Source organism: Streptomyces angustmyceticus, from assembly GCF_040701845.1.
Taxonomy (GTDB): Bacteria; Actinomycetota; Actinomycetes; order Streptomycetales; family Streptomycetaceae; genus Streptomyces; species Streptomyces angustmyceticus_A.
This window is the reverse complement of the sequence record NZ_JBFBHQ010000033.1, coordinates 1-23,305: the sequence shown is the minus strand read 5'-3', so window position 1 is coordinate 23,305 and position 23,305 is coordinate 1. Positions and strand designations below refer to the sequence as shown.

23 protein-coding genes are annotated in these 23,305 nt (G+C 73.9%); 13 read left to right on the top strand and 10 right to left on the bottom strand.

Annotation, left to right across the window (positions count from 1 at the left end):
• Positions 1–88 precede the first annotated feature (88 nt).
• The 3 genes from AB0411_RS34980 (at position 89) to AB0411_RS34970 (ending at position 2,618) form a co-directional block, all read left to right on the top strand.
• A complete protein-coding gene (locus AB0411_RS34980) occupies positions 89–499 on the top strand; it encodes a (2Fe-2S) ferredoxin domain-containing protein (protein ID WP_366421273.1) in 411 nt (136 codons plus the stop codon).
• Between the two features lie 173 nt (positions 500–672).
• Positions 673–1,476, top strand: coding sequence for a response regulator transcription factor (locus AB0411_RS34975; protein WP_366421272.1), 804 nt, complete (start codon positions 673–675; stop codon positions 1,474–1,476).
• On the top strand, positions 1,473–2,618 hold the full coding sequence (locus AB0411_RS34970) for a sensor histidine kinase (protein ID WP_366421271.1): 1,146 nt from the start codon (positions 1,473–1,475) through the stop codon (positions 2,616–2,618). Before AB0411_RS34975 ends, AB0411_RS34970 begins: the two co-directional genes overlap by 4 nt.
• A gap of 80 nt (positions 2,619–2,698) precedes the next feature.
• Here the strand turns inward: AB0411_RS34970 and AB0411_RS34965 are convergent, their stop codons facing one another.
• The 5 genes from AB0411_RS34965 to AB0411_RS34945 form a co-directional block, all read right to left on the bottom strand.
• Positions 2,699–3,307, bottom strand: a complete 609-nt coding sequence (locus AB0411_RS34965) for a cysteine hydrolase family protein (RefSeq protein ID WP_366421270.1) — start codon at positions 3,305–3,307, stop codon at positions 2,699–2,701.
• 193 nt (positions 3,308–3,500) lie between these two features.
• Positions 3,501–4,214 carry a cytochrome b/b6 domain-containing protein gene (locus tag AB0411_RS34960; RefSeq protein WP_366421269.1) on the bottom strand — a complete coding sequence of 238 codons (714 nt, stop codon included), beginning with the start codon at positions 4,212–4,214 and terminating at the stop codon, positions 3,501–3,503.
• Positions 4,198–4,947 (bottom strand): molybdopterin-dependent oxidoreductase, encoded by a 750-nt coding sequence (locus AB0411_RS34955; RefSeq protein ID WP_366421268.1) that lies wholly within the window; start codon positions 4,945–4,947, stop codon positions 4,198–4,200. Before AB0411_RS34955 ends, AB0411_RS34960 begins: the two co-directional genes overlap by 17 nt.
• Before the next feature lie 79 nt (positions 4,948–5,026).
• Positions 5,027–6,010, bottom strand: coding sequence for a hypothetical protein (locus AB0411_RS34950; RefSeq protein ID WP_366421267.1), 984 nt, complete (start codon positions 6,008–6,010; stop codon positions 5,027–5,029).
• Positions 6,011–6,374: 364 nt separating this feature from the next.
• On the bottom strand, positions 6,375–8,030 hold the full coding sequence (locus AB0411_RS34945; protein ID WP_366421266.1) for an FAD-binding dehydrogenase: 1,656 nt from the start codon (positions 8,028–8,030) through the stop codon (positions 6,375–6,377).
• Positions 8,031–8,237: 207 nt separating this feature from the next.
• On the opposite strand from AB0411_RS34945, the gene AB0411_RS34940 reads away from it, so the two are divergent.
• From AB0411_RS34940 to AB0411_RS34905, 8 genes are all read left to right on the top strand, one after another.
• A complete protein-coding gene (locus AB0411_RS34940) occupies positions 8,238–9,131 on the top strand; it encodes a DMT family transporter (protein WP_366421265.1) in 894 nt (297 codons plus the stop codon).
• A 51-nt stretch (positions 9,132–9,182) separates the two neighbouring features.
• Complete coding sequence (locus AB0411_RS34935) at positions 9,183–9,716, top strand: NUDIX hydrolase (protein ID WP_366421264.1); 534 nt, start codon at positions 9,183–9,185, stop codon at positions 9,714–9,716.
• A gap of 43 nt (positions 9,717–9,759) precedes the next feature.
• Positions 9,760–10,170, top strand: coding sequence for a YidH family protein (locus tag AB0411_RS34930; RefSeq protein WP_366421263.1), 411 nt, complete (start codon positions 9,760–9,762; stop codon positions 10,168–10,170).
• 3 nt (positions 10,171–10,173) lie between these two features.
• Entirely contained in the window at positions 10,174–10,539 is a 366-nt protein-coding gene (locus tag AB0411_RS34925; RefSeq protein ID WP_366421262.1) for a DUF202 domain-containing protein, read from the top strand.
• Positions 10,540–10,668: 129 nt separating this feature from the next.
• Complete coding sequence (locus AB0411_RS34920) at positions 10,669–11,727, top strand: MBL fold metallo-hydrolase (RefSeq protein ID WP_366421261.1); 1,059 nt, start codon at positions 10,669–10,671, stop codon at positions 11,725–11,727.
• A gap of 169 nt (positions 11,728–11,896) precedes the next feature.
• Positions 11,897–12,949, top strand: a complete 1,053-nt coding sequence (locus AB0411_RS34915) for a phosphotransferase family protein (RefSeq protein WP_366421260.1) — start codon at positions 11,897–11,899, stop codon at positions 12,947–12,949.
• 7 nt (positions 12,950–12,956) lie between these two features.
• Positions 12,957–14,171 carry an acyl-CoA dehydrogenase family protein gene (locus AB0411_RS34910; protein WP_366421259.1) on the top strand — a complete coding sequence of 405 codons (1,215 nt, stop codon included), beginning with the start codon at positions 12,957–12,959 and terminating at the stop codon, positions 14,169–14,171.
• A gap of 152 nt (positions 14,172–14,323) precedes the next feature.
• Positions 14,324–14,965 carry a MerR family transcriptional regulator gene (locus AB0411_RS34905; protein ID WP_366421258.1) on the top strand — a complete coding sequence of 214 codons (642 nt, stop codon included), beginning with the start codon at positions 14,324–14,326 and terminating at the stop codon, positions 14,963–14,965.
• Here AB0411_RS34905 and AB0411_RS34900 read toward each other — a convergent pair.
• From AB0411_RS34900 to AB0411_RS34885, 4 genes are all read right to left on the bottom strand, one after another.
• On the bottom strand, positions 14,953–15,573 hold the full coding sequence (locus tag AB0411_RS34900; RefSeq protein ID WP_366421257.1) for a class I SAM-dependent methyltransferase: 621 nt from the start codon (positions 15,571–15,573) through the stop codon (positions 14,953–14,955). The genes AB0411_RS34905 and AB0411_RS34900 overlap by 13 nt on opposite strands.
• Positions 15,574–15,900: 327 nt before the next feature.
• Positions 15,901–16,506, bottom strand: coding sequence for a TetR/AcrR family transcriptional regulator (locus AB0411_RS34895; protein WP_366421256.1), 606 nt, complete (start codon positions 16,504–16,506; stop codon positions 15,901–15,903).
• Positions 16,507–16,531: 25 nt separating this feature from the next.
• Positions 16,532–18,193, bottom strand: a complete 1,662-nt coding sequence (locus AB0411_RS34890) for an AMP-binding protein (protein ID WP_366421255.1) — start codon at positions 18,191–18,193, stop codon at positions 16,532–16,534.
• 132 nt (positions 18,194–18,325) lie between these two features.
• Positions 18,326–19,099, bottom strand: coding sequence for an SDR family oxidoreductase (locus AB0411_RS34885; protein WP_366421254.1), 774 nt, complete (start codon positions 19,097–19,099; stop codon positions 18,326–18,328).
• A 171-nt stretch (positions 19,100–19,270) separates the two neighbouring features.
• Between AB0411_RS34885 and AB0411_RS34880 the strand changes: the two genes are divergently transcribed.
• On the top strand, positions 19,271–20,548 hold the full coding sequence (locus AB0411_RS34880; protein ID WP_366421253.1) for an exo-beta-N-acetylmuramidase NamZ family protein: 1,278 nt from the start codon (positions 19,271–19,273) through the stop codon (positions 20,546–20,548).
• 103 nt (positions 20,549–20,651) lie between these two features.
• The gene (locus AB0411_RS34875; RefSeq protein WP_403152528.1) at positions 20,652–22,007 is read left to right on the top strand and encodes an MFS transporter; all 1,356 of its coding nucleotides are present in this window, start codon (positions 20,652–20,654) and stop codon (positions 22,005–22,007) included.
• Here AB0411_RS34875 and AB0411_RS34870 read toward each other — a convergent pair.
• On the bottom strand, positions 22,002–23,024 hold the full coding sequence (locus AB0411_RS34870; RefSeq protein ID WP_366421252.1) for a LysR family transcriptional regulator: 1,023 nt from the start codon (positions 23,022–23,024) through the stop codon (positions 22,002–22,004). The genes AB0411_RS34875 and AB0411_RS34870 overlap by 6 nt on opposite strands.
• Between the last annotated feature and the right edge of the window lie 281 nt (positions 23,025–23,305).

Here is a 23,305-nt window from a genome sequence, read left to right as displayed (position 1 = left end):
CGGCTTCCCCGCGCCCGCCGCGGCCCCGGCGCGAGGGCCCTGCGCACGTCCCCCTCCCGGCGCGGAGCCTCGACAGCGGCCCCGTAGCATGAGCCGGATGACCAGCAAGCCTGCCCGAAAGGCAGCCACCGCGACCCCGTGCCGGGTCACCGTGTGCCGCGGCTGCTGCTGCGGCGACGCGGCCAAGATCCCGGGCGTCGACCACGCCGGGCAGATACCGCGGCTGCGCGCGGCGCTCGACGGCGCGGCGCCGGTGCGGGCCTCGGAGTGCCTGGACGTCTGCGACCAGGCGAACGTGGTCGTGGTCCAGCCGTCGCCCGCGGGCCGGGCGGCCGGCGGGCGCCCCGTCTGGCTGGGGCTGGTCAACGACGACGACGCGCTGGCGGACATCGCCGCGTGGATCCGCGCCGGCGGCCCCGGCCTGGCGGAACCTCCGGGCGTCCTCGACCTGTACGCGATCACGGTGTCGCGGCGGGTACGGGAGGGGCTGGAGAGCTGAGCCGGCGGGGCCGGACCGCCCGCGCCCCGCAAAGCGGCCGCCCGCCGCGCCGTCGGAAGACACCGCCGGCGGTTACCGGATTCTTACGGCAAGGGGGCCGGGCCGCCCGCCGCCGCCCGTACTGGTGTTGGCTGGAACCCTCACGCCCCTCCCGGGAAGGCCACGCTGACCCCGTGCACCGACCGACACCACCCTCCGCACCCGCCCCCGCCCCGCTGACCGGGCCGCCGCGCCGTGTCCTGGTCGTCGAGGACGATCCGACCGTCGCCGAGGTCGTCACCGGCTACCTCTCCCGCGCCGGCTACACCACCGAGCACGCGGCCGACGGCTTCGCCGCCCTCGACCGGGCCGCTCAGTTCCGTCCGCACCTCGTCGTGCTCGACCTGATGCTGCCCGGCATCGACGGCCTGGAGGTCTGCCGCCGGCTGCGGCGCGCCGACGACGGCCCGGCGGTCCCCGTGGTGATGCTGACGGCCCGCGGCGAGGAGGCGGACCGCATCCTCGGGCTGGAACTGGGTGCCGACGACTATGTGACCAAGCCGTTCAGCCCCCGGGAGCTGGTGCTGCGGATCGGCTCGGTGCTGCGCCGCGCGGAGTCCGCGCCGCCGGCCGCCGCGCCCTCGGCCGTCCTGCGGGCCGGAGACCTCCGTGCCGACCCCGGCGGCCGGCGCGCCGACCGCGGCGGGCGGGAACTCTCCCTCACCGCCCGCGAGTTCGACCTCCTGGTGTTCCTGATGCGCCACCCCGGGCAGGTCTTCGCCCGGGAGGAGCTGCTGGCCCGGGTCTGGGGCTGGGAGTTCGGCGATCTGTCCACGGTCACGGTGCATGTGCGCCGGCTGCGCGAGAAGATCGAGGAGGACCCGGCCGCACCCCGGCTGGTGACGACGGTCTGGGGTGCGGGCTACCGCTTCGACCCCCGGGAGGACGCACTTCCGCCGGAGCCCGGCCCGCTGCTGGAAGGCGGTCCGTTCCTGTGACGGACTTCCTGGTCATCGTGGCGCTGGCGGCGCTGGGCGCGGCGCTGGCGGGCGTGCTCGCGGCGCCCGCGGTACGGGTGCTGCGGCGGCGCTCGGTCGCGCTGTCGCTGTTCGCGGTGGCGGTGCTGGCGGTGGCCGCGATGGCGGCGGGCACGGTGGCGGTCGCCCAGGCGATGTTCCTGTCCGGGCACGACCTGGGCGTGGTGATGGCCGTGGTCGCCGTCTCCGGGGTGGTGTCACTGGCGGCCGCGCTGCTCTTCGGCCGGCGGATCGCGGCGGGCAGCCGGGAGCTGGCGCGCGCGGCCCGTACGGTCGGCAGCGAGGGCGGCTTCGTGGCGCCTGCCGTACCGCCCACCGCGGAACTGGCCGCGCTGTCGCGGGCCTTGGAGGAGACCAGCGGGCGGCTCGCCGAGGCACGGGAGCGGGAGCGGGCGCTGGACGCCTCCCGGCGCGATCTGATCGCCGGGATCTCGCATGACCTGCGCACCCCGCTCGCCGGGCTGCGGGCGATGGCCGAGGCCCTGGAGGACGGGGTCGCCGAGGACACCGCGCGCTACCACGCACGGATGCGGATCGAGGTCGACCGGCTGGCCGCCATGGTCGACGACCTCTTCGAACTCTCCCGCATCCAGGCCGGGGCGCTGGCCCTGACGCTGTCGCGGGTGTCGGTGTACGACCTGGTGGACGACGCCCTCGCGGGGGCCGGGCCGCTGGCGCGGGCGAGCGGGGTGCGGCTGGTGGACGGCGGGGTCGCCGCGCTGCCGGTACGGGTGGACGCCCAGCAGATCACCCGCGTCCTGGGCAATCTGCTGGTCAACGCCATTCGTGCGACGCCGGCCGACGGCACCGTCGCGGTCAGCGCGCGGCACGAGCAGGGCCGGGTGGTGCTCGCCGTCGAGGACGGCTGCGGCGGCATCCCGCCGGAGGACCTGCCGCGGGTCTTCGACACCGGCTGGCGCGGCGGCGCGGCCCGCACCCCGCGCGCCGACGGCAAGGGCGGCGCCGGCCTGGGCCTGGCGATCGTCCGCGGCATCGTCGAGGCCCACGAGGGCCGCGCCACGGTGTGCAACGCCGGCTCGGGCTGCCGCTTCGAGGTGGAACTGCCGGCGGCGGAGCCGCAGGGGGAATCGCCGGCGGCGTGAGCGTGCTCGCGCCGGCGGCGGCGCGAGCGGCCCGGCGCCGGTGGCGGCTCTCGGCGGCCCGCCCGGCGGCGGCGCGTTCGTCATGGCCGGGGCGCCGCCGGGCCCCGCCCCGGGGACCGGACGGCCTCGCACGGTGCGAGGGTCGTGAGCCAGTCGTCGACGGCGAGGGCGTCGGCCCACTGCGGGAACAGCCTTTCGGTCAGGACCCGGTGCACCTCGGGGTCGGTGTCGAGGCAGGCATCCGTCAGGACGGTGAGGCCGAAGTCCATGTCGTTGGCCTGGCACAGGGTGGCGAGCACCACCCCGCTGGTGGCGATGCCGGCGAGGACGAGGCTGTCGATCCCGCGCGCCCTGAGCACCAGGTCGAGGTCGCTGCCCGAGAACGCGCTCGCCCGCCTCTTGGTGACCACGATCTCGTCGGCCCGGGGTGCGACGTCGGGGTGGATGCCGGTGCCGGGGGCGTCTTCGGCGAACAGGCCCCGCCGGACGATGTCGGTGAGCACCCGGTTCCCCGGGCCGACGTCGGGGCTGCCCGGACGCAGCCCGATGACCACGTGGATCACCGGGATGTCCGCCGCCCGGGCCCCGTCGATCGCCCTGCGCAGGCGCGTCAGATACCCGGAACCGGCATCCACGATGTCCACGATGTCGCGCTGGACGTCCATCACCAGGAGAGCGCGGTGTGCCATGTCTGTCGTCCTTCTTCCGGGGAGCAGGGGAACAGCAGCGGGTACGGGCAACCGGCCGCCCCCGACGGGGAATCCGCTGGCCCTCGTCGGTGCACGGCACCGCCGTACGCCGATCATGGGGCATGGGCGCCTGCGTGCGGGACCCGGGCGGCGGTCCGCCGGGAATCCGGCGCAAAAACGTGCCTCGCCGGCGTCAGGCAGCCGGCCGCGGTCCGCGGTCGGCGGCGTGCCCGCCGCCGTCCCCGCTTCCGTCCTCCCCCGTCACCCCGTCGTCCTCCCCCGGTGCTGCCCACAACGGATGCTCCCGGCGGGCCCATTGGGCGTCGACGGTGCCGGTGCGCAGGCCGCGGCGGGACTCGGGGTCGCCGTAGGCCTTCCCGACATGGCCGGAAATCACGAGGACGACCGCGAGCGCGAGCCAGTCGTGGACGAAGGTGGCACCGGTGCGCCACAGGAGCGGCGCGAGGTGGGGGAACCACATCAGCAGGCCGGTGCCGAGCATCACCAGGACCGCGCCGGCGATCCAGGCGGCGTAGAGCTTCTGTCCGGCGTTGAACTTGCCGGCCGGGCGGCCGCCGCGGCGGCGCAGTGCCGCGCGCAGCCATTGGCGGTCGTGCGGGCCGTAGCGGTTGAGGCGGGTGAGGTCGGCGCGCAGGGCGCGGGAGCCCAGACCCAGCAGCAGGGGGACGGGCAGCAGGAGGCCGGACCATTCGTGGAGGGTGACCACCAGGTGGCGGCGGCCGACGAGTTCGGCGAGGAAGGGGAGGTAGAGGCAGCCCGCGGTGAGGACGCAGACCGCCATCAGGGTGGCGGTGGCGCGGTGCACCCGGTGCTCGGCGGGGGTGAAGCGGCGGACGCGGGGGCGGTGGGGGGCCGGTCCGGGCCGGTCCTCAGGCGGTCGGGGCATCGTCGCGTCCGTTCGACCGGCCGACCCAGGCATCGACGTCATATCCGAGGTTCTCCCAATAGCCGGGCCGGACCTGGTCGGTGACGGTGATGTGGGAGAGCCACTTCGCCGACTTGTAGAAGTACATGGGCGCGACGTAGAGGCGCACCGGGCCGCCGTGGGCGTGGGCGAGCGGCTTGTCCTGCATCCGCAGGGCCACCAGGACGTCGTCGCGGCGGGCCTGTTCGAGGGTGAGGGACTCGCTGTAGGCCCCGTCGAAGCAGGTGAAGCGGACGGCCCCGGCCTCGGGGCGGACGCCCGCGGCGTCGAGGAGCACGGAGAGGCGTACGCCCTCGAAGGGGGTGGCGGGCACCCGCCAGCCGGTGACGCACTGGACGTCGCGGACGATCCGGGTCTGCGGCAGCCGGCGCAGGTCGGCCAGGCTCAGGGCGGTCCGGTGGCGGACCAGGCCGTCGACGGTGAGGCGGTAGGTGTGTGCGTCCTTCGCCGGTACGGAGCCGGACACGGAGTAGTAGCGGAATCCGCCGCCGCCCGGGAGCAGACCGGTCAGGCCGGTGGGGTCCCGCTGTGCGGCGGCGCCGAGGGTGCTGTCGTAGGCGCTCTGCAGGAAGGGGGCGGCGGCGACGCCCGCGGCACCGGCGGCGAGCATGCCGAGCACCACACGGCGGCCCACGGGGGTGCCGTGCCCGTCCTCGCCGCCCGCCGCGCGGGGCCGGTTCGCGTCCTTGGTCACCCCTCGATTCGAACACCTCGTGGGCGCCGGGGCCAGCGTCCCGGCCCCGGCGTCAGACTTTCGTCATCGGTGCCGCGGGTCACGGGACGGCGCTCTCCCCGGCGCCGCCGAGTGCGGTGGCCCGTGCGGCCCGGAACGCGTCCGCGCCGTCGCGGCCCGGGTACGACCACGGGGCGCGCGTGGGGTGCGGGCCGATCCGCTGGAACAGCGCGGCGGCCTCGGCCATCCGCCCCTGGTGGAACGCGGCATGGGCGAGGAAGTTGAGATCGATCTTGCGGCGCGGGTGCTCCTCGCCCTCCCACTCCAGCCACCAGTCGACGGCGGCCTGCAGGACCTGCCGGGCGCGCCGGGTGGACCAGTGGGCCCAGTCCGCGGGGTCGGAGGGTGCCAGGCCCTCTGCGGCGAGGACGCGGTAGCGCTCGGCGTGCGCGACGACCGGGAGGAGGGCGAGCGGGGAGTCGGCGGGGGCGCGTTCGGCCGCGCGGGCCGCGAAGGCGTGGGCGGGGTGCCGCGGGTCGTCGGTGGCGGCCGGCCCCTGCTCGGCCAGGGCGGCGGTCATGAGGTGGTGTGCGTGGTGGTGGTCGCGGTGGCGGGCGCGTACCTGGTGGAAGGCGTGGGCCCGTTGGTGCGGGGTGCCGGTGCGGCGGGCGAGGATCAGCGCGCCGAGCCAGGGGGTGGGGTCGTCGGGCAGCAGCCGGGCGGCGGTGGCACAGGCGTCGGCGGCGGCCCCGGTGTCGCTGTCGCCGCGCAGGGCGAGGTGGACGGTGGCGAGGGCCAGGAGGGTGGCGGCGTCACCGTTGCCGGGTTCGGCGAGCTGCCAGTCGCCGGCCCAGGCTGCGCTGCCGGGACAGGTGGCCAGCACGGTTAATCGGTGGCCGCGCAGATCCCAGTCCTCGCCGGTCTCGGCGAGCAGGGTGCGCACCCGCACCCACTGGCCGAGCGCCAACGCATCGGCCGCGATGGCCAGTTGGGTGTCGTCCAGGGCCGGGGGGAGAACCGGGGCGTCCGGGCAGGGGACGCGTTCGAGGGGTGGCGGGGTCGGCGGCAAGGGGGAAATGGACATCACGGGTCAGGGGCTCCATGGCGCGCCGCATCTCTCGCCCCACCGCACCGAGTCGTCCTCGGCGGGCTGGGACCGGATCCGCGCGCACCTCTACAGAGGGTGATGGCTTGGTCCGCACCAGTCATCACGCACAGCAAAGCGGCACGCAGAGCTCCGCGTCAAGACGGGAAGGGGAATGGCCGGATCCGCCGCCCCGATTCGTCCGCGGAAGGGAACGAACGGCCGGATGGCCACGGGGCCACCGCACGCGCCGCCCCGTGGGCCCCGGCCCCGTTCTCCGGCCACTCCCCCCGTACCGCCCCGCTCGCCGGCCGCCCCTCCCCCGTACGCCCCGCCGGTCGGGACGCCGTCCGCGCCGCCCCCGTCAGGACACCGCCCGGGCCGCCGCGCGCCCCGCCGTCCGCCCGGAGAAGAGGCAGCCGCCGAGGAAGGTGCCCTCCAGCGAGCGGTAGCCGTGCACCCCGCCGCCGCCGAACCCGGCCGCCTCGCCCGCCGCGTACACGCCCGTCAGGGGCGCGCCGTCGTCGGTCAGCACCCGCGAGGACAGGTCGGTCTCCAGGCCGCCCAGCGTCTTGCGGGTGAGGATGTTCAGCCGTACGGCGATCAGCGGGCCGGCCTTGGGGTCGAGCAGCCGGTGCGGCGCGGCGGTGCGGATCAGGCGGTCGCCGAGGTACTTGCGGGCGCCGCGTATCGCGGTCACCTGGAGGTCCTTGGTGAAGGAGTGGGCGATCTCCCGGTCCCGCGCCACCATCTCGCGGCGCAGCACGTCCGGGGATATCAGCGGCTCCCCGGTCAGCTCGTTCATCCGCCGCACCAGGTCGTCCGGGGACCGCTCGACGATGAAGTCGGCGCCGTGGTCCATGAACGCCTGCACCGGCCCCGGTGCGCCGGCCCTGGCCCGGCCCAGCACGCCGCGGACGCTCTTGCCGGTCAGATCGGGGTTCTGCTCGGAGCCGGAGAGGGTGAACTCCTTCTCGATGATCTTCTGGGTGAGCACGAACCAGGTGTGGTCATGGCCGGTGCCCAGGATGTGCTCCAGCGTGCCCAGGGTGTCGAAGCCGGGGAACAGCGGCACCGGCAGCCGCTTGCCGCGGGCGTCGAGCCACAGCGGGGAGGGGCCGGACAGGATCCGGATGCCGTGCAGCGGCCAGACGGGGTTCCAGTTGTCGATGCCCTCGGTGTAGTGCCACATCCGGTCGCGGTTGATGAGCCGGGCGCCGGCCGCCTCGGCGATGCCCAGCATCTTGCCGTCCACATGCGCGGGCACCCCGGACAGCATCCGCCGCGGGGGCCTGCCGAGCCGTTCGGGCCAGTGGGCGCGCACCAGGTCGTGATTGCCGCCGATGCCGCCCGAGGTGACGATCACGGCCTGCGCCTTGAGCTCGAAGGCACCGGCCACCTCACGGCTGCTGGGCCTGCCGCGTTCGGCGTCCGAGGGCTCCAGGATCTCGCCGCTGACGGTGTCCACGCTCCCCCCGGTGCGCGACAGCCCGGTCACCCGGTGGCGGAACCGCAGCTCCACCAGGCCGCGGGCGGCCCCGGCCCGCACCCGCCGCTCGAACGGCGCCACCAGACCGGGGCCGGTGCCCCAGGTGATGTGGAAGCGGGGCACGGAGTTTCCGTGCCCGGTCGCGTCGTAGCCGCCGCGTTCGGCCCAGCCGACGACGGGGAAGAGCCGTACGCCCTGCCGGTGCAGCCAGGAGCGCTTCTCCCCGGCCGCGAAGTCGACATAGGCCTCGGCCCACTTGCGCGGCCAGTGGTCCTCGGGCCGGTCGAACCCCGCGGTGCCCAGCCAGTCCTGCCAGGCCAGCTCGTGGCTGTCGCGGATCCGCAGCCGGCGCTGCTCGGGGGAGTCCACCAGGAAGAGGCCGCCGAACGACCAGTGGGCCTGCCCTCCGAGGGACTGCTCGGGTTCCTGGTCGAGGAGGATCACCTTCCGTCCGGCGTCCACCAGCTCCGCGGTGGCCGCCAGCCCCGCGAGCCCCGCTCCGATCACGATCACATCAGCGTCGTACGCCATCTCAGCTTCTCCTCCACGGGGCACGCCGGGCGCCCCGGCCGCCTGGTGGAACGATCCTCAGCGCACCCGACTGCCGCGTCAACCACCTGGTTACCGGGCGGTACACGAAGGCGCGCGGGAGAATGGTGGGTGACCAGGGCCACGCCACGCCCGCCGCCGGATGACTATCCTCAGGCGCATCCCCCGCCCCCCGATACGAGGTGCGACGTGACGGTCATACTGCTCGCCCTTGGAGCGGCCTGCTGTCTGGGACTCGGTTTCGTGTTTCAGCAGGCCGCGGCGCAGCACGCTCCGATGAAGGACTTCCTCTCGGTGCGGCTGCTCCTCGATCTGGTGCGGATGCCGCTGTGGCTGGCCGGTATCGGCCTGATGGTGGTCGGGATGGCGCTCGGCGCGATGGCGCTGGGCATGGGCGACATCACTCTGGTGGAGCCCTTGCTGGCGACCAATCTGCTGTTCGCCATGGCGCTGTCGCGGCGGCTGACCCGCCAGCGGCTCGGCCGGAGCGGCTGGGCCGGGCTGTGGCTGCTGGCGGGCGGGGTGACGGCCTTCATCGTGGCCGGGCGTCCGCAGGGCGGGCAGCGCAGCGCCGATCACCTCTGGCAGTGGCTGATCATGGGGATGGTGCTGGGCATCGCGCTGCTGCTGGCCGCGGTCGCCAAGCGGGAGCGGGTCCATGTGAGCCTGGAAGCCGCCCTGCTGGGCGTCGCGGCGGGGCTGATCTACGGGCTGCAGGACGCGCTGACCCGGATCAGTGGGGAGCACTTCAGCGAGGGCGGCTGGGCGGCCCTGTTCACCAGCTGGCAGCCGTACGCCATCGTCGTGCTCGGTGTGCTGGCGCTGGTGCTCGTCCAGAGCGCCTTCGAGTCGGCACCGCTGCGGCTCTCGCTGCCCGCGCTGACCGCCGCCCAGCCGCTGGCCGGGATCGCCTGCGGGGTGGGGTTCCTGGGCGACCAGCTGCAGGTGACGCCCGCGGCGCTGGCGTGGGAGGTGACCGGGATCGTGGCCGTCGTCGCGGGCATCGTGCTGATCGGCAGCCACCCGGCGATGCCGCCGGGGTCCGGCCGGCGGGAGAGCGTGCGGGAGCTGCAGCCGCACTGAGGCGGCCGCCCGGCGGGTGGCGCCCCGCGGCCGGGTGGTTGCATGGCTCCCATGACCGATCAGCAACCGCTCAACGCGGACGAGATCCTCGACATCGTCGACGAGAACGATCAGGTCGTGGGGCAGGCCCCGCGCGGCGAGAGCTACGCCCGCAGGATGCGCACCCGCTGCGCGTTCGTCCTCGCCCGGGACGACCGGGACCGGATCTTCGTCCACCGCCGCACCCCGCGGAAGCTCGTCTTCCCCTCGCACTACGACATGTTCGTGGGCGGGGTGGTCGGCGCCGGTGAGACCTACGACCAGGCGGCGCTGCGCGAGGCCGAGGAGGAGCTGGGGGTCCAGGGGCTGGCGCCGCCGGAACCGCTGTTCAAGTTCCTCTACGAGACGCCCGAGCACACCTGGTGGTCCGCGGTCTACCAGGTGCGCTGCACCCTGCCGGTCGCCCCGCAGGAGTCGGAGATCGACTGGTCCGCGTTCCTGACCGAGGAGGAGCTCGCCCGGCGGCTCGACGAGTGGCCGTGGACGCCGGACGGGCTAGCCGCCTACCGGGAGCTGCTCGCCCGGCGGGAGGCGGGGGAGCTCTGATGCGTCCCGGGCAGGGCACCGGCCGGCCGATAGGGTTTCGGCCATGATCCTCACCGAGGCACTGCGGTCGGCCGGCGCGGCCGTCCGGCTGTGGTGCTCGCCGGCGCGGGTCCGCGAGGAGGGCACCACCCCCGACTACCGCTTCTCGCTCGCCAACGAGCGCACCTTCCTCGCCTGGCTGCGCACCGGTCTGGCGCTGATCGGCGGCGGTTTCGCGGTGGACCAGTTCCTGCCGCGGCTGCACCAGGGGCTGCGGGTGACGTTCACCGTCGTCCTGCTGGTGGGCGGCGCGCTGTGCGCACTGCGGGCGGTCAACCACTGGGTGCGCTGCGAGCGCGCGATGCGGCGCGGCGAGGACCTGCCGGTCACCCGCTTCCCCACGGCGCTGGCGCTGGGCGTCGGCGTCCTGGCGGTGGCGGTGGTCGTCCTGGTCCTCCTGGGCCGGACCACCTAGCCGGTGGCGGACCACACGCCCCCGGACACCGGGTCGTCGCCGCGTCCGGCCCCCGACCGGGATCCCGGGCTGCAGCCGGAGCGGACCCGGCTGGCGTGGCGGCGCACGACGCTGTCCGCCACGGCGGTCGCGGTGCTGGCCGCCCGTCAGCTGCTGCGCAGCGCGGCCCCGGGAGCGGCGGAGGTGGCCCTGACGGTGCTGACCGGGCTGCTGTGGACCGGCTTCGTGGCGCTCGCGCACCGCCGGATGCGGGCCATGGCCACCGGCCGTCCGCCGGGGCTCTCCGCGCGGACGGCCCTGCTGCTGGTCGGCTGCACCGCCGCGCTGGCGCTGTGCGGCGCGGTGATCCTGGTCCGGCCCGGGCACTGAGGCGGGGCGCGGAGCCCGCCGGGGCGGACGGCGGAGGTACGGTGACGCGACCCTCGCGATCCCGGAGCGGGCCCGACTCCCGCCCCGGCAGCGGGAACGAGGGACCACCGGACGAGGAGGCACACCCGCATGGGCGACTCGGCAGCACGGAACACGCCGGCCCGGACCCCAACACCGCCCCCGGCGGCCCGGCCCACCGGGCCCGGAGCTCCCGGGCCGGACCCGGCGCACCCGTCCGGCGCCGGGACCCCCGCGGACCCACCACCCGCCGCGGAGCCCTCCGTCCCCGAGCCCTACCTCACCGAACTGGCCGCCGGCGTCCACGCCTTCGTCCAGCCGGACGGCGGCTGGTGCCTGAACAACGCGGGCTTCGTCACCGACGGGGACGCCACCCTGGTCGTGGACACCGCCGCCACCGAGCGCCGGGCGCGCCTGCTGCGCCGCCGGATCGCCGAGAGCGGCGCGCCCGCGCCCCGCATGGTGGTCAACACCCACCACCACGGCGACCACACCTACGGCAACTGCGTCTTCGCGCCGGAGGCGACGGTCGTCGGGCACGCCGCCTGCCGCCGTGAACTGCTGGCCGCCGGGCGGCAGCTGCACGCGGTGTGGCCCGAGGTGGAGTACGGCGACATCCGCCTGGCGGCGCCCGAGGTCACCTACACCGACGAGCTGGCCCTGCACGTAGGGGACATCGAGGTGCGGCTGATCCACCCGGGCGTGGCGCACACGACCGGCGACACCATCGTCTGGCTGCCGCGCCAGCGGATCGTCTTCACCGGCGACCTGGTCTTCCACGGCGGCACCCCGTTCGTCTTCATGGGGTCGCTGTCCGGATCGCTGCGGGCGCTGCGGCTGCTGCGCACCCTGGACGCGGTCACCGTCGTGCCCGGGCACGGTCCGGTGACCGGCCCCGAGGTGTACGACGGCATCGAGCGCTATCTGCAGTTCGTCGGCCGGCTGGCGGAGGAGGGCCGGGCGGCCGGCCGTACGCCGCTGGAGGTGGCCCGCAAGGCGGACCTCGGCCCGTTCGCCGACCTGGCCGAGAGCGAGCGGCTGGTGGCGAACCTGCACCGGGCGTACGCGGAGCTGGCGGGCACCGCGCCGGGCGCCCCGCTCGACCTGGTGGCCGGGTTCGGCGACATGACGGTGATGAACGGCGGGGTGCCGATGGCGTGCCACGCCTGACCGCGGGCGGCGGCGCCGGGGCGGTACGGGGGGGGCGGCCGGGGCGGCCGGCATGGCGGAAAGCCGTCGCGTGACCGACGCCCCACGCCCCGGCACTGGACGCCATACCGACTAGTCGGCATGATCGTGCTGCGACCGATGGACCGTCCACTCCGTACGGAGGAGCACGATGAGCAAGGGCACCCCTCCCCCGCAGCCCCAGGACCGGGAGGACCCTCCCGGCCTCGACCTGGAGCGATTGCGCGAGCATCTGGGCCGGGAGCGGCCGGGGATGGCCGGCGGCCCGCTGCGGGCCCGGCTGATCGAGGGCGGGCGGTCCAATCTCACCTACCGCGTCACCGACGGCACCGCCTCCTGGGTCGTCCGCCGGCCGCCGCTCGGCCATGTGCTCGCCACCGCCCACGACATGCGGCGCGAACACCGCGTCATCAGCGCCCTGCACGAGACGCCGGTGCCGGTGCCCGAGACGCTGCTGCTGTGCGAGGACGAGTCGGTCATCGGCGCGCCCTTCTACGTGATGGAGCTGGTCGAGGGCGTGCCCTACCGCACGGCCGGCCAGCTGGCCCCGCTCGGACCGGAGCGCACCCGGGCCGTGGTGCTCTCCCTGGTCGACACGCTCGTGGATCTGCACGCCGTGGACCCGGAGGCGGTCGGACTCGGCGACTTCGGCCGCCCCGACGGCTTCCTGGAGCGCCAACTGCGCCGCTGGGGCAAGCAGTTGAGCGCGTCGAAGAACCGTGACCTGCCGGGGATCGACGAGCTGCACGAGGCGCTGGGCCGGGCGCTGCCCGCCTCGCCCGCCCCGGCCGTCGTCCACGGCGACTACCGCCTCGACAACGTCCTGATCGGGGCCGACGACACCCTCAAGGCCGTACTGGACTGGGAGATGTCCACGCTCGGCGATCCGCTGACCGACCTGGGCCTGCTGGTGATGTACAGCTCGGACCTGGGCCTGCCCCAGTCGCCGGTCAGCACCACCAGCGGCGCCCCGGGCCACCCCTCGCCGGCCGAGCTGATCGAGCGCTACGCCGCCCGCTCCGGCCGGGACACCTCCGCCATCGCCTGGTACACGGCGTTCGCCTGGTTCAAGCTCGCCGTGATCCTGGAGGGCATCCACTACCGCTTCACCCTCGGCCAGACCGTCGGCGCCGGGTTCGACCGGATCGGCGAACTCGTCCCCGTCTTCATCGACCACGGACTCACCACCCTCAAGGAAGGCTGAGGCACCCATGGACTTCGCATTCGACGCCCGTACCGAGGAGCTGCGCGAGAAGCTCCTGACGTTCATGGACGAGCATGTCCACCCGGCCGAGCAGACCGCCCACGAGCAGCGGGCCGCGCTCGCGTCGCCGTGGGACACCCCGGCGATCGTCGAGGACCTGAAGGCCGAGGCGCGGCGGCAGGGGCTGTGGAACCTCTTCCTCCCCGACGCGGAGCACGGTGCCGGGCTGACGAACCTCCAGTACGCACCGCTGGCCGAAATCACCGGCCGCAGCCCCCATTTGGCGCCCACCGCGCTGAACTGCGCGGCGCCGGACACCGGCAACATGGAGGTGCTGGCCCAGTTCGGCGACGAGGCGCAGCAGAAGCAGTGGCTGGCGCCGCTGCTGGCCGGTGAGATCCGGTCGGCGTTCGCGATGACCGAACCGGAGGTGGCCTCGTCGGACGCCACCAACATCGAGACCCGGATCGAGCGGGACGGCGACGACTATGTCATCAACGGCCGCAAGTGGTACATCTCCGGCGCGATGAATCCGCTGTGCCAGGTCTTCATCGTGATGGGCAAGACCGACCCGGACGGCGCGGACCTCCGCCGCCAGCAGTCGATGATCCTGGTCCCGCGCGACACCCCCGGCCTGGAGGTCAGGCGCGCCATGCAGGTCTACGGCTACCAGGACCACTGGCACGGCGGCCACGCCGAGGTGGTCTTCCACGACGTCCGGGTGCCGGCGAGCAACCTGATCGGCGAGGAGGGCGGCGGCTTCGCCATCGCCCAGGCCCGGCTCGGCCCCGGCCGGATCCACCACTGCATGCGCCTGATCGGGATGGCCGAACGCGCCATCGAGCTGATGTGCCGCCGTGCGGTGGCCCGTACGGCCTTCGGCAAGCCGCTGGCCCAGCAGGGCGTGGTGCAGGAATGGATCGCGGACGCCCGGGTGGCGGTGGAGCAGCTGCGGCTGCTGGTGCTGAAGACCGCCTGGCTGATGGACACCGTCGGCAACAAGGGCGCCCATACCGAGATCCAGGCCATCAAGATCGCCACCCCGCGCACCGTCGTGGACATCCTCGACAAGGCGGTGCAGCTGCACGGCGCGGGCGGCGTCAGCCAGGACTTCCCCCTGGCGGAGCTGTGGGCCGGCGCCCGCACGCTCCAGCTGGCGGACGGCCCGGACGAGGTGCACCAACGGTCCCTGGCGCGCCGCGAGTTGAAGCGCTACCTGTAGGGCCCGCGCCGGGCTGGGTTCCGCCGCGGATCCGCAGCCGTGCCCGAGGGGGTGGGGACCTCGGGCACGGCCTGCGCACGAGGCCGGCCGGGACCCCGTCCACCGCCCGGAGCCGCCCCCGGCCGCGGTGGATGCGCGGCTATCCTCGGGGGATGCGTATCGGAGAACTGGCGCGGCGGACCGGCGTTCCGGTTCCGTCGATCAAGTACTACACCCGGGAAGGCATGTTGCCGCCGGGCGAGCGCATCAGTCCCAACCAGGTCCAGTACGCGGAGTCGCACATCCGGCGGCTGAAGCTGATCCGTGCGCTGACCGAAGTGGGCGGTCTGTCCATCGCGGCCGCCGCCGAGGTGCTGGCCGGTATCGACACCCCGGGCAGCACCCCGCACGGCATGCTCGGGACCGCACAGGCGGCGGTCAGCAAGGTGGCCGCCGAGCGGGGCACCGACGAGATGTGGGAGCGCGCCGAGCGCGAGGTCGCGGAGCTGGTGCGGCGGCACGACTGGGCGGTGCGGCCGGAGAACCCGGGGTGGCGGACGCTGGTGCAGGTCGTGGTGGCCTACCACGAGCTCGACCAGGGCGAGCTGCTCGGCCTGCTCGACCGGTACGCCCAGGCCGCCGGCTCACTGGCCGCCGCGGAGCTGGCGGCGTTCGACGGGGTCCCGAGCCTCGACGCCCAGATCGAGGGTGCGGTGCTCGGGACCGTGCTGGGCGACGCGGCGATGGCCGCCCTGCGGCGCATCGCCCAGGAGGACGTCTCCCGGCGGGTGCAGGAGGGGTCTCAGACGGGCTGAACGGGCTCGCCGGCCGGTACGAGGTGGTGCACCCGGGCCGGGGGCAGGTTGCCCAGCACCAGTTCGGTGCGGAAGGTGTGCCGGTCGAGTATGCGGCGCAGCGCGTTCTGGCCGTCGAGGGCGTGGGTGCGGGCGGTCCTGCCGGTGAACGTGCGGCGCACCGTGGCCCCGCCGACGTAGCCGAAGAAGGAGAGCGTGCCGCCGGGCCGCAGGGCGCCGAGCAGCCGGTCGAAGATGTCCGTCGTGGTCGGGGCGTCGAAGTTCGCGAACGGCAGGCCGCAGACGATGGTGTCGTAGGTGCCGAGTTCGTGCTCCTGCACCAGGCCGGTGAGGAACTGCAGCCGGGGGTCGCCGCCGTAGACGCCGTGCAGGATGTCGACGAAGCGCGGGTTGGCCTCGACCAGGTCGAGGGTGTCCTCCCGGCCGAGCGCGTCGGCGATGTGGCGGGTCACCGCTCCGGTGCCGGGACCCACTTCCAGGACCGCGCGGGAGCGGCCGGGGCTGGGGATCAGATAGCGGGTCAGGGCCCTGCCGAGCCGGGGACTGCTCGGAGCGATCGCGCCCACCTCCCGGCGCGTCCGTGCGTACTCCCGGAGAAACAGCGTCACTTCAGCCACAAGGCCACCCACATCGGTAGTGATAGCAGAACTATCGATACCGTAAGTTACGGACGGCGGATGAGGACACCCCCGAGTTGTCGCCGCCCGTCGAGTGTCGCTGCCCGGGAGCGCATTCCCACTGGCCTTGCGCGCAATCCAACAATTTTCCGGAGATGCGGCGAAGGCCCGCCGGAGCGCCCCGGGAGGCGGTCCGGCCCGCCCCGATGTGGCCGCTCCGACACGCACGGTGAGGGTGTGTGAGGGACGCCACTCCCGCCACTGTGGTCAACGGAACACCGCGGCAGAACGGTCCGGGCGGCCCGCGGCACGGGCCGCCTACGGCCGCAGGGCGCGCAGCAGCAGGTCCGCCAGATGGTCCGCGACCTGCTGCGGGCTGAGCGGGCCGTCCTCGCGGTACCACGTGCCCAGGTGGTGCACGGAACCGAAGTGGTAGTCCACGACCAGGTCGGCGGGGATGTCGGCGGCGAACACACCGGTGCGCTGGCCCTCCTCGACCAGGGCCCGGAACCGCTCGTGGTAGCGGCGCCGTTCGGCGCGCACCTGCTTGTCCTTCTCCGGACTGAGCTGGTGCATCGAGCGGAAGAAGATCTTGGTGTCGTCAAGGTTGTCGATGGTGGTGACGACGACGTCGGCGGCGGCGTCCCGCAGTCTGCGCTCCACCGGCGCGTCGGCGTCCGCGAAGTGGTCGAGCCGCTCCTGCTGGAGTCGCAGGACCCGGCCGTAGACCTCGTGGAGCAGATCCTCCTTGGAGCCGAAGTAGTGGTAGAGGGCGCCCTTGGTGACGCCCGCCGCATCGACGATCTCCTGGACGGAGGTGCGGTCGTAGCCCTGCTCGGCGAAAAGCCTGGTGGCGGTGGCCAGCAGCCGCCGGGCCACCGGCTTCGTACCGCCGTTGCCGTTGCCGTCCTTCGTGCCGGCCATCGCCCTCACCTGTCCTTCGTGCTCGTCATGCGCGGTGGCGCAGCTCCCGTCGGAGGATCTTGCCACTGGTGGTCTTCGGAAGCTCGGCCAGGATCTCCACCGCACGGGGATATTTGTACGCGGCCAGCCGTTCCTTGCAGTAGGCGGCCAGCTCGGCGGGTTCCGGGGCGGCGCCCGGGCGCAGGCTGACGTACGCCTTGACCGACTCGCCGCGGTAGGCGTCGGGCACCCCCACCACCGCCGCCTCGCGCACCGCCGGGTGGCTGTAGAGGACGTCCTCGACCTCGCGCGGCCACACCTTGAAGCCGGAGGCGTTGATCATGTCCTTCTTGCGGTCGACGACGTACAGCCAGCCGCCGGCGTCCATGAAGCCGATGTCGCCGGTCCGCAGCTCGCCGTCCGGGAGGGCCTCGGCGGTGGCGTCGGGGCGGCGCCAGTAGCCGGGGACCACCTGGGGGCCGCGGACGGCTATCTCGCCCTGCTCGCCGAACGGCAGGTCCCGGCCCTCCTCGTCGGTGATCCGCACGATCGTGTCGGGTCCCGGGACGCCCACGGCGAGCGTGCCGGAGACCTTGTCGACCGGGGCCTCCCGGCCCGGCGGGACGCTGGCGCAGGGGGCGGTGCACTCGGTCAGGCCGTAGCCGTTGTGCAGGTAGGGGCCGAACTCGGTGCGGAACTTCTCGACGAGGGCGGGCGGCAGCGGGGCGCCGCCCGAGGACATGGTGCAAAAGGACGCGAAGTGCTCGCGGGTGACGTCCGGGTGGGCCATCAGTGCCATGTAGGCGGTGGAGGGCCCGACCGTGTAGGCGGGGCGGTGCTCCAGGAAGGCGTCCAGGACGACACCGGCGTCGAAGCGGTAGGCGAGGGCGAGGGTGCCGGAGTTGGCGACGCAGGCCGCCAGTTCGCAGACCATGCCGGTGATGTGGAAGAGCGGGGCGAGCGCGAAGTAGGTGGCGCCCTCGGGCAGGCCCAGGCCGGTGCGCTGGCGTTCGGCGTTGAAGGTGATGTTGCCGTGGGTGTTGGTGGCGCCCTTGGGGGTGCCGCTGGTGCCGGAGGTGTAGCTGATCAGCGCGAGGTCGTCGGCGGTGAGCTCCGGGTCGGTGGGCACCGCGCGGATCCTGCCCGCGGTGCGGGCGACGGTCAGCAGGTCGTCGGCGCCCTCCTGCGGCCCGAGCCGCTCACCGCGCAGCACCCGCCGGTCGTCCCGGGTCTGCAGATCCCGTTCCCAGGCGGTGAGCGCGATCCGTACGGACGGCGCCCCGGCCGCGGTGGCGCGCAGGAAGCCGTCCCAGGTGCGGTCGGCGCAGATGACGGCGGTGACCTCGGCGTCGTCCAGGATGTGCCGCATCTCGGCGGACTTGTACATGGGGTTGACCGGCACCACCACACCGCCGGCCTTCCACACGCCGAGCAGCGCGAGCACGAAGTGCGGGGTGTTCTGCAGCATGACCGCGGCCCGGTCGCCGCGCCGGAAGCCGCGCTCGGCGAGGTGGGCGGCGATGCCGTCGGAGAGCGCATCGGTCTCGGCGTAGGACAGCCGGCCGTCGAAGTAGGCGAGCGCCGTGCGGTCGGGGACGCGGCTCACCGCGGCCCGGAAGGCGTGCAGCGTCGAGGGGGGCGGCTGGACGGGGGCGCGCTGGGCGTCGGTGAGCTGTGCCAGCCACGGCATGTCCTGGTAGGAGGTCATCGGGGTGCGGCCCTTTCTTCCTGATCGCCTGATCATCCCTGCGGGGGAGACACCTGGGTGACGCGGGGTGACGGGTGGCGCGGGGTGACGCGCCGGGCCCGGCCGGCCCGTCACCCCGCCCTGCCGGGGGCCCTAGGAGCGGCCGCCCCCGGTCTCCTCCAACTTCCGCTGGAGGTGGTTCATCCCGCGCAGCCAGCGGTCGGGGTCCGCCGCCCGCGCGGTGTAGTAGTCGGCGACCTCGGGGTGCGGCAGGACGAGGAAGCGGCCCTCGTCCATCGCCGCGAAGAGGGCGTCGGCGACGTCCTCGGGCTCCACGGCCGTGGGCGTCAGCACCAGGTCCCCGGCGGCGCCGGTGGCGGCCAGCATGTCGGTGCGGACGCCCTGCGGGCAGATGGCGTGGACGTCGATGCCGCGGTGCCGGTAGGTGAGCGAGAGCCACTCGGCGAAGGCGTAGGCGCCGTGCTTGGTGACGCTGTACGGGGCGGCGGCGACCATGGTGAGCAGGCCCGCGGCGGACACCGTGGAGACGAAGCGCCCGCTGCCGCGCTCCAGCCACTCCGGCAGCAGCTCCCGCGCGGCCCTGACGTGGGCCATGACGTTGACGTCCCAGGCCAGCGTCCAGTCCTCCTCGGACGCCTCGGGCCCGCCGCCGGTGCCGACGCCGGCGTTCGCACAGAAGATGTCGATGCCGCCGCCGAGTGCCTCGCGCGCGGCCGGGACGACGGCGGAGGCGTCGCCGGCGACCGCGAGCGCGCCGATCTCCTCGGCGGTCTTCGCCGCCTTGGCCGCGTCCAGATCGTTGACCACGACCCGGGCGCCCTCGGCGGCGAACCGGCGGGCCAGCGCGGCGCCGATCCCCCCGCCCGCCCCGGTCACGACAACGGTCTTGTCCCGTACGGCTTCCACGCTGGGTCTCCCTCGGTCGCGTCCATTCGGCCGACAGGCAGACTAACCAGTCGGTATGTCCCGGCGGAAGAGTCCCTGCCGTACCGGCCGGGTCCGTTCCGCCGCGACCCCGTGCGCGTTAGCGTGCACACGACACGTACCCGGTCGGTTTCTGATCACGGAGGTGTGCGGATGGCTCTGTCGAGACGCGTTCTGCTCGGACGGCTGGCGGTGGCCGGAGCGGCCGGTGCCGCGGTGGCCTCAGGTACGGGGCCCGCACGGGCGGCCGGGCCGGCGCCCGGCGGCGGGCGGCGGGTGCACACCGGCTTCGACCGGCTGTCCGCCGACGGCTACCGCCTCCTGGAAGGCCGCACGGTGGGCATCGTCACCAACCCCACCGGCGTCACCCGGGACCTGCGGCACATCGTGGATGTGATGCACGCCGACGACCGGGTGCGGCTGACCGCGGTCTTCGGCCCCGAGCACGGCTTCCGCGGCACCGCGCAGGCCGGCGGCTCCGAGGGCCGCTACGACGATCCGGCCACCGGACTGCCGGTCTACGACACGTACAACAAGAGCGGCCGGGCACTCGCGGACATCTTCGACGCCTCCGGCGTGGACACCGTCGTCTTCGACATCCAGGACGTCGGCGCACGCTTCTACACCTACATCTGGACCCTGTACGACTGCATGGTGGCGGCGGCGCTGGCCGGCAAGCGCTTCCTCGTCCTCGACCGGCCGAATCCGGTCACCGGCCGCGCGGCCGCCGGCCCGGTGCTCGACAAGGCGTACGCCTCCTTCGTCGGCCGGGAGCCGATCGCGCAGGCGCACGGGATGACGGTGGCGGAGCTGGCGCTGCTGTTCAACGGCGAGTTCGTGCCCCAGGTCGCGGGGCGCCCGGTGGAGCTGGAGACCGTGCGGATGACCGGCTGGCGGCGCACCGACTTCTTCGACGCCACCCAACTGCCCTGGGTGCCGCCGAGCCCCAACATGCCCACGCCCGACACCGCCCTGGTCTACTCCGGCACCTGTCTCTTCGAGGGCACCAACCTCTCCGAGGGGCGCGGCACCACCCGCCCCTTCGAGCTGCTGGGCGCGGACGGCATCGACCGGCGGTGGGCCGCGGCCGCCACCGGACTCGGCCTGCCCGGCGTCCACTTCAGGGAGGCGTACTTCGCGCCCACCTTCTCCAAGTTCCAGGGCAAGACCATCGGCGGCGTCCAACTGCACGTGCACGACCGCGCGGCGTTCGACCCGGTGCGCTGCGGCATCGGCCTCCTGGTGACCGCGAAGCGGGTCTGGAGCGGCTTCGCCTGGCGGCCGGACAACGGCATCGACCGGCTGACCGGGTCGCCGACGGTACGGAAGATGATCGACGCGGGCGCGGGGACGGACGAGATCGCCGCCGCCTGGCGGGAGGACCTCGGCCGCTTCCGCGCGCTGCGGCGGCGGTATCTGCGCTACCCGTAAGGGCGTTGGGCCGGCCGCGGCCCGGGCCTGTCCCGGTCTCAGGAACCGGGACAGGCCCATTAGCCTCTTGACTGTCCGCTGCGCCGGGCCCGAAAGTGCGCTGGTGAGCAGTGACGCGACAGCAGCGCAGACATCGGCCGATGCCCCGCCGGAGACGGCAGGGGACGCCGGCGGCGGCGAGAGCCTGCGCCGGGTGGCGGTGGCCTCGTTCATCGGGACGGCCATCGAGTTCTACGACTTCTACATCTACGGGACGGCCGCCGCCCTCGTCCTCAACCAGGCGTTCTTCCCGACGCTCGACCCGGTCAACGCCACCCTCGCGTCCTTCTCCACCTACGCGGTGGCGTTCGCCGCGCGGCCGCTGGGCTCGGTGCTCTTCGGCCACTTCGGCGACCGGGTGGGCCGCAAGTCCGTCCTGGTGGTCTCGCTGCTGCTGATGGGGCTCTCGACGGCGTGCGTCGGGCTGCTCCCCGGCTACGGCAGCTGGGGCATCTGGGCGCCGCTGCTGCTGATCGCGCTGCGCTTCCTCCAGGGCATCGGCCTGGGCGGCGAGTGGGGCGGGGCCGCGCTGCTCGCGGTCGAGCATGCGCCGCGCACCCGCCGCGGACTGTACGCGGCCTTCCCGCAACTCGGGCCGTCCGTGGGGTTCTTCGCGGCGACCGGGGTGTTCTGGCTGCTGTCGTCCGTGCTCGATGACGCCGCGTTCGGCTCATGGGGCTGGCGGGTGCCGTTTCTGCTGTCGTTCCTGCTGGTCGGCGTGGGACTGTTCGTACGGCTGAAGATCAGTGAGACGCCGGTGTTCGCGAAGGTGCTGGACGCCCAGGAGGCGAGCAGGGCCCCCGCCGTCGAGGTGCTGCGCCGTCATCCGCGCGAACTCCTGCTGGGCGCGGGCGGCATGATCGTCGCCTACGGCCTCTTCTACACCGCGACGACCTACTGCCTGTCCTACGCCACCGGCCCCCTCGGCATCTCCCGCAACACCATGCTGGGGCTCTCCCTCGTCGCCTGCCTGTTCCTGGCCGCCGGCACCTGGCTCGCCGCCACCCGCTCCGACGCCGCCGGGCGCCGCCGGCTGATCCTCGCCGGGTGCGGCCTCGCGGCGGTGTGGGGCCTGGTCCTCTTTCCGCTGCTGGAGACCGGAACGCCGGCGTTGATCGCCCTCGGCATCGGCGGCGCGCTGTTCTGCATGGGGGTGGTGTACGGCCCGATGGGCGCCTACCTGCCGGAGCTGTTCGGCGCGCGGGTGCGGTACTCGGGCGCCTCGCTCGCCTACAACCTGGGCGGCGTCCTCGGCGGCGCGGTGGCCCCGCTGGTCGCCACCCGGCTCCAGTCGGCGTACGGCTCGGCCTCGGTGGGCTGGTACGTCAGCGCGATGGCGGTCGTCTCGCTGCTGTGCGTGCTGGCGCTGCCGGAGACCCGGGAGCGGGACCTGGCCCACGGGGCCGGCACCCGGTCATGAGCTGAGCCACCATCGCCCGCTCTCCCGGGACAGCGCGTCCCACAGGAGGTTGAGGGGGTGGCCGGGGCCGTAGGAGTCCCGCTCGCCCCGGCGGGTGAAGACGCCGACCAGCACCTCCGTCCGGGGGCCGACCTCCCCGACGATCTCCAGGGTGCGCAGCCCGCCGGCCTCCGGAAGGCGGCCGTCCGCGGCGGCCTCCCCGATGCCCCGGGTGACCAGCATCGCCCCGCTCACCACGCCCGACCGCAGCAGTTCGAAGCCGTAGTGCGCGGCCTCGATCTCGGCCGCCACGGACAGCTTGTGCCGGTAGTCGGAGCCGTACCAGGAGGTCAGGAAGCGGCCGATCAGGCCGCGGGCGGAGATGACCAGCGGCAGCCGGGACAGCTCGCGGGCGTCGAACGAGGTGCCGGGGAGCCGTTCCGGCGGCAGGTTCGTCAGCAGCGAGAGCCCGCTGCGCCGCCACTCCATGACCTCGTACGGCGCCAGCAGTTCGGCCTCCTCGCCCTCGGTGACCACGACGCTGCCGCAGACCAGGTCGAGTTCCTTGGAGCGCAGCTTGGCGAAGAGATCGCCGGTGCGGACATGGGTGACCTTCAGATCGACGTCGTCGCGCTCGTAGTCCTCGGTGACGCGCTCCACCGCGTCCAGCAGGAAGCCGAGGGTGTAGCGGGTGGTGCCGACGGAGAGCGTCCGGCCGAGCCGGCGGCGGGCGTCGCGCGCCCCGTCCGTCCATTCCCCCAGCGTGCGCCGTGCCAGTTCGACCAGCGCCTCGCCGGTCGCGGTGAACAGGGCGTCCCGCCCCCGGCCCTGCTTGAGGACCAGCTCCTCGCCGCACAGGGCGGCGAAGGTGCGGTTCATGGTGTCCAGCTGCTTCTGCACGCTGGACTGCTCACGGCCCAGCTGCCGGGCGGCGCCCAGTGCGGTACCCGCCTCGTGGACCACGATCAGCGTGCGCAGCTGGTCCATGGTGGTATCCAGCAGCTCCGTCGGGTACTGCTGCGGACCTGACAAGGCCATGCCTCGCTTCCCATCCCTGGAGTTCAGAACCCTGCAGCATATCCCCCTCGAAGATCCGACCCCCAGGGCAGTCGGGCTGCGCGGTAAGGGAGTTGGGGCCTGCCGGTAGCGGAGTTCGGGCTTCCCGTTACCGGAGGGGGGACGACGGGGTACCCGGCGGGCGCACGCGAAGGCCCCGGGGCCGTGCTTAGGTTCTAGTGGTCGTTGCAACACCCCAGTTCAAGGGGTGCGATGGACTTCGAGATCCGTAAGGCCCGTAAGGCTCAGGGGCCCCGGAAGCT

Bases quoted from the DNA above. Each gene is read 5' to 3' on its own strand.
- AB0411_RS34890 (WP_366421255.1), bottom strand. From the start codon at position 18,193: ATGACCTCCTACCAGGACATGCCGTGGCTGGCACAGCTCACCGACGCC.
- AB0411_RS34965 (WP_366421270.1), bottom strand. From the start codon at position 3,307: ATGGCACACCGCGCTCTCCTGGTGATGGACGTCCAGCGCGACATCGTG.
- AB0411_RS34980 (WP_366421273.1), top strand. From the start codon at position 89: ATGAGCCGGATGACCAGCAAGCCTGCCCGAAAGGCAGCCACCGCGACC.
- AB0411_RS34915 (WP_366421260.1), top strand. From the start codon at position 11,897: ATGAGCAAGGGCACCCCTCCCCCGCAGCCCCAGGACCGGGAGGACCCT.
- AB0411_RS34960 (WP_366421269.1), bottom strand. From the start codon at position 4,214: ATGCCCCGACCGCCTGAGGACCGGCCCGGACCGGCCCCCCACCGCCCC.
- AB0411_RS34895 (WP_366421256.1), bottom strand. From the start codon at position 16,506: ATGGCCGGCACGAAGGACGGCAACGGCAACGGCGGTACGAAGCCGGTG.
- AB0411_RS34910 (WP_366421259.1), top strand. From the start codon at position 12,957: ATGGACTTCGCATTCGACGCCCGTACCGAGGAGCTGCGCGAGAAGCTC.
- AB0411_RS34950 (WP_366421267.1), bottom strand. From the start codon at position 6,010: ATGTCCATTTCCCCCTTGCCGCCGACCCCGCCACCCCTCGAACGCGTC.
- AB0411_RS34905 (WP_366421258.1), top strand. From the start codon at position 14,324: ATGCGTATCGGAGAACTGGCGCGGCGGACCGGCGTTCCGGTTCCGTCG.
- AB0411_RS34930 (WP_366421263.1), top strand. From the start codon at position 9,760: ATGATCCTCACCGAGGCACTGCGGTCGGCCGGCGCGGCCGTCCGGCTG.
- AB0411_RS34880 (WP_366421253.1), top strand. From the start codon at position 19,271: ATGGCTCTGTCGAGACGCGTTCTGCTCGGACGGCTGGCGGTGGCCGGA.
- AB0411_RS34935 (WP_366421264.1), top strand. From the start codon at position 9,183: ATGACCGATCAGCAACCGCTCAACGCGGACGAGATCCTCGACATCGTC.
- AB0411_RS34920 (WP_366421261.1), top strand. From the start codon at position 10,669: ATGGGCGACTCGGCAGCACGGAACACGCCGGCCCGGACCCCAACACCG.
- AB0411_RS34945 (WP_366421266.1), bottom strand. From the start codon at position 8,030: ATGGCGTACGACGCTGATGTGATCGTGATCGGAGCGGGGCTCGCGGGG.
- AB0411_RS34870 (WP_366421252.1), bottom strand. From the start codon at position 23,024: ATGGCCTTGTCAGGTCCGCAGCAGTACCCGACGGAGCTGCTGGATACC.